Raw genomic sequence first — 17643 nt, forward strand, 5'->3', positions numbered from 1 at the left:
GCGGACCGGGAGAAGGGAATGCGGGGGGTGCAGGGGTGAAAGCGTTGAATACGGACTCCCGCCGCGGGCGGACCCCGTGAGCGGGCGGCGGGTGGCCAATGCCTGGCTGGGGGACCTGCTGGCCGAGGCCGGGTGGAGCGGGGCGGAGCTGGCGCGGGCCGTCAACGCGCTGGGGACCCTGCACGGGCTGGCCCTGCGCTACGACCGGACCGCCGTCGCGCACTGGCTGTCGGGCACCCGGCCGCGCCGGCCCGTGCCCGAGCTGATAGCGGCGGCGCTGACGGAGCGGTGCGGGCGGCTGGTCACGGTGGCGGAGGCGGGCCTCGGCGCGGGCTCCGTGGGCCCCGGCGTACGGCCCGGCCCGGGGGCGGTGACGGCGCCCGGGGCCGCCGGGGGCGAGGGGCTGCTCCGGCTCGCGCTGCAGGCCAGGGCGGACGTGGACCCGCACGGCAGGGCGGCGCTCCTGCGCAGCCCGTACCAGCCGGTGCCGGTCCCGGCCCCGGTGTGGGACCCGGACCCGGCCGAGGGCGGCCGCGGCGAGGGCGCACGTACGGGCAGGGGTACGGACGGAGACGCGGGCAGGGGTACGGACGGAGACGCGAGCAGGGGTACGGACGGAGACGCGAGCAGGGGTGCGGACGGAGACGCGAGCAGGGGTACGGGCATAGGCGCGAGCAGGGGTACGGGCACAGGTACGGGCAGGGACGCGAGCACGGGTACCGGCATCGCCGAGCTCGCCGCGCGGCGGCATCTCGCGGCGCACGCGGAGCAGTTGAGGGCCCTCGCGGGGAGCTTCTCGGGCCTCTACCTCACCCACGGCGGCGTCCACACCCGCGCGGCCCTGGCCGCCTGGCTGGCCCAGGACGCGGGCGCCTTCGCGGCCCGCCACGCGGACGGCCCGGGGCCCGCCCTACGCGGCCGGGAGGTCTCGGGCCGCGGTCGCGGGTCGGCGGACGTGTGGCGCGGGTACGCCCAACTCACGTACCTCCTGGGCGAGATGACGGCGGACTCCGGGTACCACGGGCTCGCGCAGGAGTACCACGGCATCGCCCTCGGGCTGGCCCGGCAGGCCGACGACCGGCGGATGTACGCCATCACCCTGCGCGCGATGAGCGCGCACGCCGGCCGGCTCGGGCAGCCCGCGCACGCGGTACGGCTCGCCCGGACGGCGGTGGAGACCGCGCCCGCCGACGGGGAACCCGGCACGCTGGCGTTCCTCCTGGTCCAGCGCGCGGCCGCGCACGCCCACGCCGGTCAACGGGCCGCCGCCGCAGCGGATCTGGCCACCGCCGACCGGTTGCACGGGCAGCACGCGGTGCAGCCGCCCGACGGGCCGTTCGACTCGTACGCCCGGGCCGATCTCGACTTCGCCCGGGCCCGCACCCACCTCGCCCTCGGCGAGTTCCCGGCCGCGGCCGACGCCCTGGAGCGGTCCCTGCGCGGCCGCGCGGCCGGCCAGCACCGGGCCACCGCGCTCACGCACGCCGCACTCGCCGAAACCCTGCTGCGCCTCGGGCACCTCACCCGGGCCTGCGAACACTGGCGGGCGTTCCTCACCGCGGCCCCGGCGGTGCAGTCGCGTGCGGTACGGGAGGCACTCGGCCGGCTGCTGCGCGACCTGACCCCGTACCGGCGTACGCGGGAGGCCGTCCCGACCGTCGCGATGGCCCGGGCGCTGGCGGAACGGCTGCCGTGAGCGGGCGCGGCGGGGGGTAGCGCGGCGGGTCGCTCAGTCCGAGGGGGCGGCCCACCGGTAGCGGACCTCGGGCACCGGGAAGCCGTCCGCCTCGTCGACGAGGACACCGCCGTCGGGGCGGAAGCCCGCGAGCTCGTAGAAACGGCGTGCCCGGGCGTTGCCTTCGAGCACCCACAGCCGTACCGCGGGGTAGGGCGCCCGGCGCAGCACCTCGGTCAGCAGAGCGCGGCCGACGCCGGTGCCGATGACGTCGGGCCGCGCGTACAGGGCGTACAGCTCGCCCTCGTCCGGCGCCGTGCCCTCGGGATCCGCGCCCTGCGCGGGGCCGAAGGCGGCCCATCCGAGGACCGCCCCGTCGGGGCCCTCGGCCACGAGGTTGGTCACGGCGTTGCCCGGATCGGCGAAGGCCGCGCGCCGCTGCTCGGCGTACTCGGCGACGCTGAGGCCGTCCAGGTAGGACTGCGGCATCAGCCCGGCGTAGGCGTGCCGCCAGCCGCTCACGCGCACGGCGGCGACGGCGTCGATGTCGGGCTCGGTCATCTCGCGTACGGAGTGGCGGGGTTCCCCCAGGCCGGTGGCGTCGTCCATGCGGGGAGTCTGCCAGCCGAGCCCGAGGCCCGGCACCGGGATTTCAGGGCCGCCGGGGGCCGACCGGGACCGTCGCCGTCACCGTCTTCCGGCCAAAAGGACGAGGCGGGACCAGGACCCCGGCGGCCATTCCTCCACCACGGGCACCCTCGACGCCTACAGCCAGCCGGTCACCGTCACCGCTCGGCCCGCCTGAAAGAACCTGGGCGAAGCCCGAACGTTCTGCGATGGTTCTCCGTCCTAGGAACCGCAGAAGGGGAGGTGGGCATTGCTGCGGTGGAGAGCCCGGTTCAAGGAGGAAGACCCGCTCGATGCGGGGCTGGTGGGAAGAGTCCGCGCGATCCTGACGCTCGGGGGTGTTCCGCCCTCAGACCTGGAGGACGGCGTGCAGCAGGTGCGCCTGCGGCTGCTGGAGCGTGAGGCCGGCGGCCGAGAGGCACCCCGGGACGTGGGGGCGTGGACGGCGGTCGTCGCGTCCCACGTGGCGGTGGACTGGCACCGGTCCCGCCGGAGGCAGCAGCAGTTGAGTGAACGGCTCGTCGCGCAGCGGTCCGTGGACCGGCATGGCGGCGAGGAGGCGCACCCGCTGACTTCGGCGGTGGGCGAGGGGTTGGAAGGCCTGCCCCCGGTCCAGCGTCAGCTCCTGGCGCTGCGCTTCTACGCGGATCTTTCGGTGGGGCAGATCGCCGCTCATCTCGGCATCCCGGAGGGCACGGTCAAGAGCCGCCTGCACACGGCTGTGGGCGCTCTGCGCCGGCAGCTCCATCAGAGCGAGGGGATCTGACGGTGAACGAATACGAGGCGTCGGAAGCGGACGAGGCGGTCGTCCCCGACGATGATCCGTTGATGCTGGCCATCACGGGTGCGTCGGCGCCGGCCGGTTTGCGGCAGGACCCGGGCGCGGTCGAACGCTACGAGGCGGCGCTCGCGGATGTGAGCCTGCTGCGGACGCAGTTGGCTCGGATCGCTGATGGCGGGGCACTGCCGGCGGAGTCGGGATCGAGCACGGGTGAGGTCGCCGTCCCATCGGGAAAGCGCCCCCGGAGGAAGCTGATGCTCGGGCTGGCGGCAGTGACGGCGGCGGCGGCCTTGCTTGGCGGGCTGGGACTCGCCAGGAGTGCTGCGGGAGGGGGGCACACCGCGAAGCTCACGACGACCGGCATCGTGTCCTGCGCCCGGGTGATCGCCGAAGGCACAGTCAGGCAGGTCGAGCCGTCCGAGGACGGCGGGCTGCGGGTCGTGCTGGATGTGGAGCTGTACCTGAAACCACAGGGCGGCGAGCGGACGCTGAGCTACACCCTGGGTGATGGCGACGGCGGTGTCCCGGCCGTCGGCGCGCGCGTGCTGGTCAGCATCTCCCGGTTCCGGGACGAGCCCGTGCAGCAGTACACGGGGGAGGACGCGGCTTCGGCCCGGCAGTGGATGCAGGAGGCCTTGCCTGGCTCCGCGTCCGTACCGTGCGAAGGCCGCGGCTGACAGACCGCGGCCGAAGTGGACGGTGTCACCGAGGGCCCGTACCGCCGGTGGCCCTCGGTGACATCTCCGCGCGCTTCGGTGCCGAAGCCTTCCGTGCGTTCAGGCCCTCACCGCTTGAGGTCCCGCAGGGCCGTGTTCAGTTCCAGGACGTTGACGCGCGGGTCGCCCATGAAGCCGAGGGTGCGGCCCTCGGTGTGGGCCTTCACCAGCTTCGCGACCTCCGCCACCGGGAGCCCGTTGCGCTGGGCGACGCGGGCCGTCTGGAGCTCCGCGTAGGCCGGGGAGATGTCCGGGTCCAGGCCGGAGCCCGAGGAGGTCACCGCGTCCGCCGGGATCTGGGCGAGCCGCGGGGCGTAGCCCGGGACGGTGTTGTCGAGCAGGACCTTGGCCTTGGCCTCCTGCACCGACTTCAGCAGGTCCGGGCTGTCCGCCGCCTTGTTGGTGGCGCCGGAGACCAGCAGCTCGTACTGCGTGTTGACGGTGTTCTTGCCGAGTCCCGCCGCCGGGCGGCCCTGGAACCAGCGCAGGTCGTCCCCGTACGACTGGCCGATCAGGGAGGAGCCGACGACCTTGCCGCTCGCGTCCTTGATCTCGGAGCCGTTGGCCTGGCGGCCGAAGGCGGCCTGGGCGATGCCGGTGATGGCGAGCGGGTAGAGGACCCCGCACAGCACGGTGAGGACGAGGAGGGCGCGCAGCCCGGCGCCGAGCAGGCGGGCGGTGTTGCCTACGGAGTTGTTCATGAGGTCACTACGTTCCTAAGTCAGCAGAGCCCTGGTTCAGCGCAGGCCGGGGATGAGGGAGACGACCATGTCGATGAGCTTGATGCCGATGAACGGGGCGACGAGGCCGCCGAGTCCGTAGAGCGTGAGGTTGCGGCGGAGCATCTTGTCGGCGCTGGTGGGCCGGTACTGGACGCCCTTCAGGGCGAGCGGGACCAGGGCGATGATCACCAGCGCGTTGAAGATGACGGCGGAGAGGATCGCGGAGTCGGGGGAGTGCAGGCCCATGACGTTGAGCTTGTCGAGGCCCGGGTAGACCGCCGCGAACATGGCCGGGATGATCGCGAAGTACTTCGCGACGTCGTTGGCGATGGAGAAGGTGGTCAGCGCGCCGCGGGTGATCAGCAACTGCTTGCCGATCTCCACGATCTCGATGAGTTTGGTGGGGTTGGAGTCCAGGTCCACCATGTTCCCGGCCTCCTTGGCGGCCGAGGTGCCGGTGTTCATCGCGACGCCGACGTCCGCCTGGGCGAGGGCCGGGGCGTCGTTCGTACCGTCGCCCGTCATCGCGACGAGCTTGCCGCCGGCCTGCTCCCGCTTGATGAGGGCCATCTTGTCCTCGGGGGTGGCCTCGGCGAGGAAGTCGTCGACGCCCGCCTCCTCGGCGATGGCCTTGGCGGTCAGCGGGTTGTCGCCGGTGATCATGATGGTCTTGATGCCCATGCGCCGCAGCTCGTCGAAGCGTTCGCGCATGCCCTCCTTGACCACGTCCTTGAGGTGGATGACGCCGAGGACGCGCGCGCCCTTCTCGTCCTCCACGGCCACCAGCAGCGGCGTGCCGCCGGCGCCGGAGATCTCGTCGACCCTGGCTCCCGCGTCGGGGGCGACCGTACCGCCCTGTTCGCCGACCCAGGCGATGATCGAATTGGCGGCGCCCTTACGGACCTTGCGGCCGTCCACGTCCACGCCCGACATGCGGGTCTGCGCGGTGAAGGGGATCCATTCGGCGCCCACCAGTTCGCCCTGGTGGCGTTCGCGCAGGCCGTACTTCTCCTTCGCGAGGACCACGATGGAGCGGCCCTCGGGGGTCTCGTCGGCCAGCGAGGAGAGCTGGGCGGCGTCGGCCAGCTCGGCGGCGATGGCGCCGGTGACGGGGACGAACTCGGAGGCCTGGCGGTTGCCGAGGGTGATGGTGCCGGTCTTGTCGAGGAGCAGGGTCGAGACGTCGCCGGCGGCTTCCACCGCGCGCCCCGACATGGCCAGGACGTTGCGCTGGACCAGGCGGTCCATGCCCGCGATGCCGATGGCGGAGAGCAGGGCGCCGATGGTGGTCGGGATGAGGCAGACCAGCAGCGCGGTCAGCACGATCATCGACTGCTTGGCGTGCGCGTACATCGCGAACGGCTGGAGGGTGACGACGGCGAGCAGGAAGACGATGGTGAGGGACGCGAGGAGGATGTTGAGCGCGATCTCGTTCGGCGTCTTCTGCCGGGAGGCGCCCTCGACCAGGTTGATCATGCGGTCGATGAAGGTCTCGCCGGGCTTCGTCGTGATCTTGATGACGATCCGGTCGGACAGCACCTTGGTGCCGCCGGTGACGGCGGAGCGGTCGCCGCCCGACTCGCGGATGACCGGGGCGGATTCGCCGGTGATGGCGGACTCGTCCACGGACGCGACGCCTTCGACCACGTCGCCGTCACCGGGGATGACGTCCCCGGCCTCACAGACCACGAGGTCGCCGATACGGAGGTCCGTGCCCGGGACCTGTTCCTCGACGGCGCCGTTCAGGCGGCGGGCGACGGTGTCGGTCTTGGCCTTGCGCAGGGTGTCGGCCTGGGCCTTCCCGCGGCCCTCGGCCACCGCTTCGGCGAGGTTGGCGAAGATGGTGGTCAGCCACAGCCAGACGGTGATCGCCCAGCCGAAGAGGTTGCCCGGGTCGGAGATCGCCAGCGCGGTGGTCAGTACGGAACCGATCAGCACCACGAACATGACCGGCGACTTGACCATCACCCGGGGGTCGAGCTTCTTCACCGCGTCCGGGAAGGACTTGAGCAGCTGCTTCGGGTCGAAGATGCCGCCGCCGATCTTGGCCTTCTCGGGCTTGTGACCGCTGGGCAGGTCCCCGTGCGGGGCGCGGGTGGGGGTGACGGTGCTCATGAGGCGAGCCCTTCGGCGAGCGGGCCCAGCGCCAGGGCCGGGAAGTAGGTGAGGCCCGTGACGATGATGATCGTGCCGACGAGCAGGAAGGTGAACAGCGGCTTCTCGGTGCGCAGGGTGCCCGCGGTGGCCGGGACCGGCTGCTGTTCGGCGAGCGAGCCGGCCAGGGCCAGGACGAAGACCATCGGCAGGAAGCGGCCGAGGAGCATCGCCAGGCCGGTGGTCGTGTTGAACCACTGGGTGTTGGCGTTCAGCCCCGCGAAGGCCGAGCCGTTGTTGTTTCCGGCCGAGGTGTAGGCGTAGAGGATCTCGGAGAATCCGTGAGCGCCGCCGTTGGACATGGAGTGTCCGGGGGTGGGCAGGGCCATCGCCAGGGCCGTGAAGCCGAGCACCACGGCCGGGGTGATGAGGATGTAGCAGGCCGCGAACTTGATCTGGCGGGTGCCGATCTTCTTGCCCAGGTACTCGGGGGTGCGGCCGACCATCAGGCCGGCGATGAACACCGCGATGATCGCCATGATCAGCATGCCGTAGAGCCCGGAGCCGACGCCGCCGGGCGCGATCTCGCCGAGCTGCATGCCCAGCAGCTGGATCCCGCCGCCGAGGCCGGTGTAGGAGGAGTGGAAGGAGTTGACCGCGCCGGTCGAGGTCAGCGTCGTGGCGACCGAGAAGATCGCGGACGCGCCGATCCCGAAGCGGGCCTCCTTGCCCTCCATCGCACCGCCCGCGGCCTGGAGCGCCGGGCCGTGGTGGCCGAACTCCGTCCACATCATCAGGGCGGTGAAACCGAGCCAGATGGTGACCATCGTGGCGAGGATCGCGTAGCCCTGGCGGACCGAGCCGATCATGCGCCCGAAGGTGCGGGTGAGGGAGAAGGGGATGAGGAGGATCAGGAAGATCTCGAAGAGGTTCGAGAAGGGGGTCGGGTTCTCGAAGGGGTGGGCGGAGTTGGCGTTGAAGTAGCCGCCGCCGTTGGTGCCCAGCTCCTTGATGGCCTCCTGCGAGGCGACCGCCCCGCCGTTCCACTGCTGCTTCGTCCCCAGGCTGTGTCCATTTACAAACTGCCCGACCTCGTGGATGCCGGAGAAGTTCTGGATGACCCCGCAGGCCACGAGCACGACCGCGGCGACCAGCGACAGCGGGAGCAGGATGCGGACGGTGCCGCGGACCAGGTCCGACCAGAAGTTGCCGAGCTCGCCGGTGCGGGAGCGCGCGAAGCCCCGTACGAGGGCCACCGCGACGGCCATGCCCACGGCGGCGGAGAGGAAGTTCTGCACCGCGAGGCCGCCGGTCTGCACGAGCGGGCCCATGGCCTGCTCACCGGCGTACGACTGCCAGTTCGTGTTCGACACGAAGGAGGCGGCGGTGTTGAAGGCCTGGTCCGGCTTGATGGAGACGAAGCCGAGCGAGCCGGGCAGGTGGCCCTGCAGGCGCTGGAGCAGGTAGAGGAAGAGGACGCTCACCGCGGAGAAGGCGAGGACCGAGCGCAGGTACGCCGGCCAGCGCATCTCGGCGTTGGGGTTGGCGCCGACGGCCTTGTAGATCCACTTCTCGGGGGCGTAGTGCTTCTTCGAGGAGTAGACGCGGGCCATGTAATCGCCCAGGGGGCGATAGGCGAGGGCCAGGGCCGCGAAGAGCGCGAGCAACTGGAGCACCCCGGCGAGGACGGGACTCATCGGCGCTAGAACCTCTCCGGGAAGACGAGGGCGACGACGAGGTAACCCAACAGCGCGACGGCGACCAGCAGGCCGACAACGTTTTCGGCGTTCAAAGCTTGGCCACCCCCTTGGCGACGAGGACGACCAGCGCGAAGACCGCGATCGTGGTGACGACGAAGGCCAGATCGGCCATCGTGAGCTCCCGGAGGGTTCGAGGGCGGGCGTTTTTCGGACACCTCTGAGTGGAACGCCTTTTCGGGTCCTCACAGGCTTCCTTGACGGGGCCCATACGCCCCTTGGCGCGGCCTTGACGGGTCCCTAACGCGGGTGGACGTGGCGTTCGCTCAGAGTAAGTGGATGTGTGTGGATATGCACGATGTGTGGCGGTATCGACCCTGAGGGCGGAAGATCGAATTCCGTATATTGGAAATTCTTTTCCGGGATGTGGTATTCGCGTTATGCTCCGGGCGTCCGCACGCGGAAAGCCGGCCCTGCCAGGAGGAAATGCCATGTCCGAGAGTCGTGTCGCCCTGATCACCGGGTCCTCCTCCGGCATCGGCGCCGGCATCGCCCGCAGGCTGGCCGCGGCCGGCATCCGCGTGGTCCTGAATTCGGCGCGCAGCGAGAGCGCGGGCAAGGCGCTCGCCGCCGAACTGCCCGACGCTATCTACCTCTGATCTTGGCCAGTGCTGCGCCCTTCCCGGCTGGGGGAAAGGCCATCCTTGGGCCGGAGGCGCGGCGCGCCGGAGTGCTCTGCGCTTGTGTCGTGACGGTCAGAGGGGGCGCTGCTGGTTCTTGCGAGCTGGGCTTTCGGTGGGTAGTGCACGAGCAGGTGCACGTGGTCTTGTTCCCCGTTGAACGAACGCTTTCCGCCTGTACTTGGTGACGAAAACCAAGTGAACGTGCAGGTTGTAGAAAACGTGGCGACTGGTTCTGACATCGGGATGAAGGTTCCAGCGCGGTGACGTAAACCCCTGTTATGTTCCGGATCGTGAGTCAAGGCATCATGGTCAAGCGGCAGTTCGGGCACCGTGCCCGGCTCGCGCTGTCGCCTGCCGAGGTGTTGAAGGCTGACGGTCAGGCGCACGCGGCCCGCACTGTGTGGAACTGTCTGCACGCCTGGTGGCAGATGATGCCGAAGGATAAGCGGACTCTGGCGAATGCGGATGCTGCGATCCGGCAGGGCCGCGAGGAAATTGACTTTCTTGCTGTTCTTCCGGCCCAGGCAGCGCAAGCAGTACTCAAGACGTATTTCCAGGCATGGAAGAACTGCTGGGACGGCCACGCCGACGCCCCCAATTTCAAGGGCCGGTTCCGCACGGTGATGTCCGTGGACATTCCGCAGGGCCGTGACCTGAACATCACGCGAGTGCATCGCCGCTGGGGCATGGCCAATATCTCCAAGGTGGGTCGGGTCCGTTTCCGGTGGACCAAAGACATACCCGTTGGCAAGCACGCCAACGAGGAGAACCGGATCACCGGGGCCCGTCTGGTCAAGGACGCGCTGGGCTGGCACATCGCCTTCCGCATCCAGACCCTGGAGGCCAAGCCCGACCGCCACCAGGGGCCGGACATCGGCATCGACGTGGGCGTCACCGTCCCCATCGCCCTCTCAGATGGCGCAACTTACGAACACGACGAGTGGCTGACCAGCAAGGAGCAGGCGAACCTCCTGCGTCTGGAGCAGCGCGCCGCCCAGCGCAAGGCACACCGCAAGCCCGGCGAGCGCACCAGCCGCCGGCTGCACCGCACCTACGACCAGATCGCAGGACTCCGCGCGAAAGCCAAGCGCAGAGCCCTGGACTGGCAGCACCAGACGACCACCACCATCGCCCGCACCTACGGCACGGTCGTGGTCGAAGCACTCACCATCACGAACATGGTCAAGTCCGCCAAGGGAACCATCGAGGCGCCGGGGAAGAACGTCGCCCAGAAATCCGGGCTGAACCGCTCCATCAGCGGGGAGGCATGGGGTCGGACGGTCGCCATGCTGGCGTATAAGACTGCCCGGTACGGCGGCACCTTGGTCAAGGTTCCCGCCCCTGGCACCTCCCGGCGCTGCTCCGTCTGCGGCCGCACTACGCCCGGCAGTAGGGAGTCCCAGGCCGTGTTCGTGTGCAAGAACCCGGACTGCGGCTGGTCGGGCAACGCCGACCACAACGCGGCCCGCAACGTCTTACACCTGTACCGGATGGGCCTCGCGCTCATCCCGGCTGCCGGAAGGGCAGTCGTCAGGCGCGCCAAGCGCGTCAAGCCCGCTGCCGCGAGGTAAGCAGGAATCTCCCGGCCTCAGCCGGGAGAGCACTTCACGTCCGGGGCGACGTCGCGGACGCCGACGACGCGCGGCGGATCGTCAAGGCGGCGATCGACGCGTACGGACGGCTCGACATCCTGGTCAACAACGCGGGCGTCACCCGGTTCATCCCGCTGGGCGACCTGGACGCGGCCGACGCCGACGCCTGGCGCGAGATCTTCGAGGTCAACGTCGTCGGCACCTGGCAGATGATCACCGCCGCCACCCCCCATCTGCGCGAATCCGGCGCGGGCTCGATCATCAACATCTCCTCGGTCTCCGCGACCCGCGCGCTCGGCAGCTCCATCCCCTACGCCGTCAGCAAGGCCGCGGTCAACCACATGACCCGGTTGCTGGCCTCCCAGCTCGGACCCGCCGTCCGGGTGAACGCGATCGCGCCCGGCCTGATCGACACCCCCTGGTACGAGGGCGAGGACCAGGTGTGGGAGAGCTCGCGGGAGTGGATCACGGAGAACACCCCGCTGCGCCGCGTGGGCACTCCGGAGGACGTGGCCGAGGCCGCGCTCTACCTGGTCGACGCCGCCTACACGACCGGCGACGTGCTCACCGTCGACGGCGGCCGGCACGTCGTCTGACGCACCGCTGAGGCACACCTGACGCACCCGCCGACGCACCGCCGGCGCACCCGCCCGGGCCTGCCCCGACCCGCCCCCGCGGCTCCCGGCCATCCCCACCGGATTCCACATCGTGGACAACTACCCTCGGAATATGAACGCAGAAGCCGACGCACGCGACGCCGCCACTCAGGCAACCTCCGCAAAGGCCACCGTGAAGGCCGACGACCGCAGTCACGTCTTCCACTCATGGTCGGCCCAAGAGCTCATCGACCCGCTCGCCGTGGCCGGTGCCGAGGGTTCCTACTTCTGGGACTACGACGGCAACCGCTTCCTCGACTTCTCCAGCGCCCTCGTCTACACGAACATCGGCTACCAGCACCCGAAGGTGGCCGCGGCCATCGCCGAGCAGGCCGGCAAGCTCTGCACCGTCGCGCCCGGCTTCGCCGTCGACGTGCGCTCCGAGGCCGCCCGGCTGATCGCCGAGCGCACCCCGGGCGACCTCGACAAGATCTTCTTCACCAACGCGGGCGCCGAGGCCGTCGAGAACGCCGTCCGCATGGCCCGGGTGCACACCGGCCGGCCCAAGGTGCTCTCCGCGTACCGCTCGTACCACGGCGCCACCTCCACCGCGATCAACCTCACCGGGGACGCGCGCCGCTTCGGCAACGACACCGCCACCGCCGGCGTCGTGCACTTCTGGGGCCCCTTCGCCTACCGCTCGCCCTTCTACGCGGCCGACCCCGCCGAGGAGTGCGAGCGCGCGCTGCGCCACCTGGAGGACACCATCGTCTTCGAGGGCCCGCAGTCCATCGCCGCGATCATCCTGGAGACCGTCGGTGGCGCCCCCGGCGTGCTCGTGCACCCCGACGGCTACCTGGCCGGTGTCCGCGCGCTCTGCGACCGCTTCGGCATCGTCTTCATCCTCGACGAGATCATGGTCGGCTTCGGCCGCACGGGTAAGTGGTTCGCCTCCGAGCACTGGGATGTGACCCCCGACCTGATCTGCTTCGCCAAGGGCGTGACCAGCGGATACGTCCCCCTCGGCGGGGTCGCCATCTCGGCCGCCATCGCGGAGACCTTCGCCCGCCGGCCCTACCCGGGCGGGCTGACGTACTCCGGGCACGTGCTGGCCTGCGCCGCCGCCGTCGCGACGATCAACGTCATGGAGGAGGAGGGCATCGTCGAGCAGTCCGCCCGCACCGGCGCGGAGCTGCTCGGGCCGGGCCTCGCCGCCATCGCCGAACGCCACCCGTCCGTCGGGGAGGTCCGGGGTCTGGGCACGTTCTGGGCCCTGGAACTCGTACGGAACAAGGAGACGCGCGAGCCGCTGGTCCCGTACAACGCCGCCGGCGCCGACAACGCGCCGATGGCCGAGTTCGGGGCGGCCCTGAAGAAGGCCGGCCTGTGGCCGCTGCTCGCCGGGAACCGCATCCACGTCGCGCCGCCCTGCAACGTGTCCGCCGAGGATGTGGACAAGGGCCTGCGGATCATCGACGAGGCCCTGACGGTGGCCGACGCGCACACGGTCTGACCTGCGCAGATCGTACGGTTGCCCAAGCCGTGGGTGCCTGTTCTCGGAGGATTCGCTCCCTTACGAACAGCATGGAGACGTGCTGGAATCAACAGGCACCTACGGACCGGGATGCACGTCAGTCCCGGGGCGGTCCACGCGGGGAATCGGCGTGACCGAACGGCGGGGGGCGGGCTGCGCGTCCGCCGGACGCCGGGCGTACGGGATCCAGACGACCGGACTCCGTGTTCCCGAGTACCCGAAGGAAGACAGCGCATGAGCAAGCACATCCTCGCCCAGAACCAGTACGGCAAGGCCGAGAACCGCATCGTCAAGGTCACCCGCAAGGGCAGCGACGGTTCCTGGCACGAGATCCGCGACCTCAACGTCTCCGTCGCGCTGCGCGGCGAGTTCCGCGACGTCCACCTCACCGGTGACAACGCCAACTGCCTGCCCACGGACACCACCAAGAACACGGTGTACGCCTTCTCCAAGGAGCACGGCGTCGCCTCCCCCGAGGCCTTCGGCATCCTGCTCGCCAAGCACTTCGTCTCCTCCCAGCAGCCCATCCGCGAGGCGCAGATCCGCGTCGAGGAGTACGCCTGGGAGCGGATCCCGGTCCCGACGCGCAAGGAGCAGCACTCGTTCGCCCTCAAGGGCACCGAGGTGCGCACCGCGCAGATCACGTACAGCGAGACCACCGGTCTCCAGGTGATCTCGGGTCTGAAGGACCTGACCGTGATGAACTCGACCAACTCCGAGTTCCACGGCTTCATCAAGGACAAGTACACGACGCTGCAGGAGGCGTACGACCGCATCCTGGCGACCAAGGTCACCGCGCGCTGGGCGCACTCGGCGCTCGCCGCCGACGACGCCGAGTACGACTGGGACCAGTCGTACAAGAAGGTCCGCAAGAACATGCTGGAAGCCTTCGCGGAGACCTACTCGTACTCCCTGCAGCAGACCCTGAACCAGATGGCCGAGCGCGTGCTCGACAACTGCCCCAAGGTCAACGAGGTGCGCCTCAACCTCCCCAACAAGCACCACTTCCTCGTCGACCTGGAGCCCTTCGGCCTCAAGAACGACAACGAGGTCTACTTCGCGGCCGACCGCATGTACGGCCTCATCGAGGGCACCGTGCACCGCGACGGCGTGCAGCCGGTGATCGCGACGAGCGACTGGATCGTGGCGTAGCGCCCGCTCCGCTCCGCAGGTAGTTCGGCCCGGACCGCGTCGCGGGGTCCGGGCCGTTCCGCGTCCTAGGGCTGATCGGGTCGTTCCGCGTCCTAGGACTGCTCAGGTCGCTCCTGCGGCTGTCCCACGAGCAGGTTCCAGCGTCCGGAGCGCCCCGTCAGGGTCGTCACCGACTCCGGGCGTACGTCGAGCCGCCAGAAGGCCGCCGCGGGCAGCTCCAGGGCGCACACCACGGCCGCCCGTACGACGCCCTGCCCGACGACCGCCCGGTGCGTCCCCGGCGCCAGCGCGCCCAGGTGTGCGCCGACCCGCGCGATCAGCGCCTCCACGGACTCCCCGCCGCCCGGCGGCGCGTACGCGGTGTCGGTCATCCACCGCCGCAGCCCCTCGGGGTCCTCCCCGGCCACTTCGTCCATGGCCCGCCCGGCCCAGGCGCCGTGGTCCTGGCCGCGCAGCCCCTCGTGCCCCGGGCACGGATCCCCGTACGGGAAGCGGTGCAGGCGCCCGGCCTCGTCCAGCGGGGGTGTCACGAGGCGGACTCGTACGGTGGTGGGGTGCACCGGCCGATTGTCCCGGGGTTTCGCACCGCGTTCAACCATCGGCCATCTCTCCGGCGCGGACATGACAATCGCTCGGGCGAGCGTCTTTCTCTCAGGGCAAAACCCTTATGAAGGAAGAACATTGACCATACGTTCGGCCGTCCGCGCCTCCGCCCGCGCCTCCGTACTCGTGCTCTGCACCGCACTCGCCGCGTCCGTCGCGCTCCCGGCTCAAGCCTCCTCGATCGGCAGCATCCGACCCAAGGCCGAGACCGCGCCGCTGTACGACGACGAGGCCGGCGGCGACGCCAACGCGGACGACCCGGCGATCTGGCGCAACGCCGCCGACCCGGGCCGCAGCCTGGTGATCGCGACGGCCAAGCAGGGCGGCCTGCGCGTTTACGACCTGGAGGCGCGCCAGGTGCAGTCGATCGCCGCCCCGGCCGGACCGGGCGCCGACGACGCTCCCGGCCGTTTCAACAACGTCGACCTGGTCAACGGCCTGCGTCTGGGCGGCGCTCGCGCCGACGTCGCGGTGGTCAGCGACCGGGGCAACGACCGCCTGCGGATCTACCGGATCGACCGCAACCGCCCCGGCGGTCCGCTCACCGACGTCACCGACCCGGCGGCGCGCCCGGTCTTCTCCGCCGACCAGGCCGAGATCAACGAGCAGAAGTCCGCGTACGGCCTGGCCACCTGGACGGACCGGAAGTCCGGCCGGTCCTACGCGGTGGTCAGTCAGCGCAACCGCACCCGGATCGCCCTGCTCGAGCTGGTCGCCACCCCCGCCGGCACGGTCGGCTACCGCCAGGTGCGCACGCTCGACCTGCCGTCCTCCTTCCGCCTGCCGAACGGCGCCGCCTGGACGCCCTGCGCCGAGCCGGGCGAGCTGGCGCAGGTCGAGGGCATGGTCGTCGACCCCGCGGACGGCACCCTGTACGCGGGGCAGGAGGACGTCGGCATCTGGCGCATCGACGCGGGCCTCACCGGCACGCCGAAGCTGATCGACAAGGTGCGCGAGTACGGCGTCCCCGGCACCTACGACGAGGGGACCGAGGAGTGCGCGCCCGGCGCCGATCCCGGCTACGGCGGCAAGCGCCTGAAGGCCGACGTCGAGGGCCTGACCCTGGTCACCGAAGCCGGTGGCGACGGCTACCTGCTCGCCTCCAGCCAGGGTGACGACACCTTCGTCGCCTACGACCGCGAGCGCGAGGACCGCAACGAGTTCGAGGGCGCCTTCCGCATCACCGCGGCCTCCGCCGCCCTCGACGGCTCCGAGGTCTGCGACGGCGCCGCGGCCCTCAACGCCCCCCTCGGCACGCGCTACCCCCGCGGCCTGCTCGTCGTCCAGGACGGCCGGGAGACCCCCGGTGACGGCGACCGCGAGGCGACCGGCTTCAAGTTCGTCGACCTCGGCGAGGTGGTCGACGCCATCGGCTGACCCCATCGGCTGACCCCGTCGATTGGCGCCATCTGCCGATGCCATCGACCGACGGCATCGGCCGATGCCGTCGACCGGCGGGACGACGGCGGGACGACGGGAGGCGGGGGCGGGGGCGGGACGACGGTGAGTTGGCGGCAGGGCGACGGTGAGGCGGAGCCCTCCTGAGACGACCCTGTAAGGCCGCCATAAAGAGCGGTACGGTGGCGGACGACAAGACGACGGTATGACGGAAGTCCGGTTGAAAATCCGGCACGGTCGCGCCACTGTGAATCCTCCCGGAGGGGGAGGAAAGTCAGACCCGCCACCGTCGTCGCAAGCACCACTGACCGGGACGCGTGTTCCCTCTGGAGGCTCCTGCCATGGCCGACTCTGCCGTGCCCACGACTGCCACCCCCCTGGCCGTCGCACCCATCTCCCTCACCACCCTGGCCCCTTGGGCGCTGTTCGTGGGCGTTCTGATGCTGGTCCTGCTCTACCTCGTCGGCGCCGAGCAGGGCGCCACCGCGATCTTCGAAGGCGACACCATCCACGAGTGGATGCACGACGGTCGCCACCTCCTCGGCTTCCCCTGCCACTGATCCACCGATCCGCAAGGGACCGAAAACTCCATGAACCCCATTTCCCCCCGCGCGCTCCTCGTCAGGGGCATGCTCGCCGGCCTGCTGGCCGGAGTCGCCGCGTTCCTCGTCGCGTACTTCCTCGGTGAATCCCAGGTCGACGCGGCGATCGCCATCGAGGAAGCCGGATCCCACGACCACGGCGGCGAGGCCGCCCCGGTCAGCCGGGCCCTCCAGGCCACGGCCGGACTGGGCACCGGAACACTGCTCTACGGGATCGCGCTCGGCGGCATCGCCGCGCTCGTCTACTGCTACGCCCTGGGCCGGATCGGCCGCTTCGGCCCCCGGGCCACGGCGCTGTTCGTCTCCGGCGGTCTGTTCGTCACCGTCACCCTGGTGCCGTTCTTCAAGTACCCCGCCAACCCGCCGGCCGTCGGGGACCCCGAGACCTCGGCCCAGCGGACCACCCTCTACGTCCTGATGCTCGCGCTCGGCCTGCTGCTCGCGGCGGCCGCGCTGATCCTGGGCCGGCGCCTCGCGCCGCGCCTGGGCAACTGGAACGCCTCGGTCGCCGCCTCGCTCGCCTTCGTGGTGGCCGTCGGCATCGCCTACGCGTTCCTGCCCGGCATCAACGAGGTCCCGGAAGGCTTCCCGGCAGCGCTCGTCTGGCAGTTCCGGCTCGCCTCGCTCGCCATTCAGGCCGCGATGTGGACCACTTTCGGCCTGGCTTTCGGATTTCTTGCCGAACGGGCCCTTGCCCCCGCCCGGACTCCCAAGGAGGCTGTACAGCCTGCGAGTTGACGTCTTGCGTGCAAGTGACTGAGAGGCTGGTGACGGCGCGGTGACGACGGCGACCCGAGAGCTCGGGGACCACCGAAGACCCAAAGGCCGCCGGGAGGCGCTGCACCGGCCGCACCTGCTGCACCGGTCGCATCTGCCGCACCTGCCGAACAGGCAGCAGTGGCGCGACGTGCGGGAGTGGCGGGGCTGGACGGGCGCGGCCCCGTTCTGGCTCAACTCGGTGATCCTGCTGCTGACTCCCTTCACCGCCGTCACTCTGCTCGCGCAGATCGGCATCATCGCGGGCCTGACCGCCATCGGCGGTCTGGCCCGTCACCTCTGGTCGGGTGACTACGGCCACGCGGCCATCCACTCCGCCGCCGTGCTCATGGGTGCGGCGGCGGTCACGGTCGTGGTGGTCTGACCGGGGGCTAGCCCCCGGACGGTTGTCCCG

17 protein-coding genes and 3 pseudogenes are annotated in these 17643 nt (G+C 70.7%); 12 read left to right on the top strand and 8 right to left on the bottom strand.

What is annotated here, in order from left to right; translation table 11 throughout:
• Positions 1 to 76 precede the first annotated feature (76 nt).
• The gene (locus ACODT5_RS38735) at positions 77 to 1696 is read left to right on the top strand and encodes an NsdA family TPR-like regulatory protein (protein ID WP_422523690.1); all 1620 of its coding nucleotides are present in this window, start codon (positions 77 to 79) and stop codon (positions 1694 to 1696) included.
• Positions 1697 to 1729: 33 nt separating this feature from the next.
• Here ACODT5_RS38735 and ACODT5_RS38740 read toward each other — a convergent pair whose 3' ends face one another.
• Positions 1730 to 2284: a GNAT family N-acetyltransferase gene (locus tag ACODT5_RS38740; RefSeq protein WP_422523691.1), complete on the bottom strand. Its 555-nt coding sequence runs from the start codon at positions 2282 to 2284 to the stop codon at positions 1730 to 1732.
• Between the two features lie 268 nt (positions 2285 to 2552).
• Here ACODT5_RS38740 and ACODT5_RS38745 point away from each other — a divergent pair, with 268 nt between their 5' ends.
• Positions 2553 to 3068 carry an RNA polymerase sigma factor gene (locus tag ACODT5_RS38745; protein WP_422523692.1) on the top strand — a complete coding sequence of 172 codons (516 nt, stop codon included), beginning with the start codon at positions 2553 to 2555 and terminating at the stop codon, positions 3066 to 3068.
• A gap of 2 nt (positions 3069 to 3070) precedes the next feature.
• A complete protein-coding gene (locus ACODT5_RS38750; RefSeq protein ID WP_422523693.1) occupies positions 3071 to 3760 on the top strand; it encodes a hypothetical protein in 690 nt (229 codons plus the stop codon).
• Positions 3761 to 3867: 107 nt separating this feature from the next.
• Here the strand turns inward: ACODT5_RS38750 and kdpC are convergent, their stop codons facing one another.
• The 5 genes from kdpC to ACODT5_RS38775 are packed head-to-tail and all read right to left on the bottom strand — an operon-like array spanning position 3868 to position 8583.
• Positions 3868 to 4500, bottom strand: a complete 633-nt coding sequence (kdpC, locus tag ACODT5_RS38755) for a potassium-transporting ATPase subunit KdpC (protein ID WP_422523694.1) — start codon at positions 4498 to 4500, stop codon at positions 3868 to 3870.
• Between the two features lie 36 nt (positions 4501 to 4536).
• On the bottom strand, positions 4537 to 6636 hold the full coding sequence (gene kdpB / locus ACODT5_RS38760) for a potassium-transporting ATPase subunit KdpB (RefSeq protein ID WP_422523695.1): 2100 nt from the start codon (positions 6634 to 6636) through the stop codon (positions 4537 to 4539).
• Complete coding sequence (gene kdpA, locus ACODT5_RS38765; RefSeq protein WP_422523696.1) at positions 6633 to 8312, bottom strand: potassium-transporting ATPase subunit KdpA; 1680 nt, start codon at positions 8310 to 8312, stop codon at positions 6633 to 6635. The genes kdpB and kdpA overlap by 4 nt, the downstream gene beginning before the upstream one ends.
• Positions 8313 to 8317: 5 nt before the next feature.
• Positions 8318 to 8407, bottom strand: coding sequence for a K(+)-transporting ATPase subunit F (kdpF, locus tag ACODT5_RS38770; protein WP_215024204.1), 90 nt, complete (start codon positions 8405 to 8407; stop codon positions 8318 to 8320).
• Positions 8404 to 8583: a hypothetical protein gene (locus tag ACODT5_RS38775; protein WP_389688847.1), complete on the bottom strand. Its 180-nt coding sequence runs from the start codon at positions 8581 to 8583 to the stop codon at positions 8404 to 8406. Before ACODT5_RS38775 ends, kdpF begins: the two co-directional genes overlap by 4 nt.
• Positions 8584 to 8803: 220 nt before the next feature.
• Here ACODT5_RS38775 and ACODT5_RS38780 point away from each other — a divergent pair.
• A pseudogene (locus ACODT5_RS38780) lies at positions 8804 to 8968 on the top strand (SDR family NAD(P)-dependent oxidoreductase); the annotation flags it as partial.
• A 122-nt stretch (positions 8969 to 9090) separates the two neighbouring features.
• On the opposite strand, the pseudogene ACODT5_RS38785 reads toward ACODT5_RS38780, so the two are convergent.
• Positions 9091 to 9202 (bottom strand): annotated as a pseudogene (locus tag ACODT5_RS38785) (IS200/IS605 family transposase); the annotation flags it as partial.
• A gap of 83 nt (positions 9203 to 9285) precedes the next feature.
• Here ACODT5_RS38785 and ACODT5_RS38790 point away from each other — a divergent pair.
• From ACODT5_RS38790 to pucL, 4 genes and pseudogenes are all read left to right on the top strand, one after another.
• Entirely contained in the window at positions 9286 to 10566 is a 1281-nt protein-coding gene (locus ACODT5_RS38790; protein WP_422523697.1) for an RNA-guided endonuclease InsQ/TnpB family protein, read from the top strand.
• A 32-nt stretch (positions 10567 to 10598) separates the two neighbouring features.
• Positions 10599 to 11183: pseudogene (locus ACODT5_RS38795) on the top strand (SDR family NAD(P)-dependent oxidoreductase); the annotation flags it as partial.
• A 133-nt stretch (positions 11184 to 11316) separates the two neighbouring features.
• Positions 11317 to 12696 (top strand): aspartate aminotransferase family protein, encoded by a 1380-nt coding sequence (locus tag ACODT5_RS38800; protein WP_422523698.1) that lies wholly within the window; start codon positions 11317 to 11319, stop codon positions 12694 to 12696.
• Between the two features lie 255 nt (positions 12697 to 12951).
• Positions 12952 to 13869, top strand: a complete 918-nt coding sequence (pucL, locus tag ACODT5_RS38805) for a factor-independent urate hydroxylase (protein ID WP_422523699.1) — start codon at positions 12952 to 12954, stop codon at positions 13867 to 13869.
• A gap of 92 nt (positions 13870 to 13961) precedes the next feature.
• Here the strand turns inward: pucL and ACODT5_RS38810 are convergent, their stop codons facing one another.
• Positions 13962 to 14429, bottom strand: a complete 468-nt coding sequence (locus tag ACODT5_RS38810; protein ID WP_422523700.1) for a histidine phosphatase family protein — start codon at positions 14427 to 14429, stop codon at positions 13962 to 13964.
• 121 nt (positions 14430 to 14550) lie between these two features.
• On the opposite strand from ACODT5_RS38810, the gene ACODT5_RS38815 reads away from it, so the two are divergent.
• The 4 genes from ACODT5_RS38815 to ACODT5_RS38830 all read left to right on the top strand — a co-directional run bounded on the left by ACODT5_RS38815 (position 14551) and on the right by ACODT5_RS38830 (position 17613).
• Positions 14551 to 15849 carry a phytase gene (locus ACODT5_RS38815; protein ID WP_422523701.1) on the top strand — a complete coding sequence of 433 codons (1299 nt, stop codon included), beginning with the start codon at positions 14551 to 14553 and terminating at the stop codon, positions 15847 to 15849.
• A 362-nt stretch (positions 15850 to 16211) separates the two neighbouring features.
• Entirely contained in the window at positions 16212 to 16430 is a 219-nt protein-coding gene (locus ACODT5_RS38820) for a CbtB domain-containing protein (protein ID WP_422523702.1), read from the top strand.
• Between the two features lie 30 nt (positions 16431 to 16460).
• Positions 16461 to 17210, top strand: coding sequence for a CbtA family protein (locus ACODT5_RS38825; RefSeq protein WP_422523703.1), 750 nt, complete (start codon positions 16461 to 16463; stop codon positions 17208 to 17210).
• Positions 17211 to 17250: 40 nt separating this feature from the next.
• The gene (locus tag ACODT5_RS38830) at positions 17251 to 17613 is read left to right on the top strand and encodes a hypothetical protein (RefSeq protein ID WP_422523704.1); all 363 of its coding nucleotides are present in this window, start codon (positions 17251 to 17253) and stop codon (positions 17611 to 17613) included.
• Positions 17614 to 17643 lie beyond the last annotated feature (30 nt).

Origin of the sequence: Streptomyces tatrensis, from assembly GCF_049310065.1 — a bacterium.
Lineage (GTDB): Bacteria > Actinomycetota > Actinomycetes > Streptomycetales > Streptomycetaceae > Streptomyces.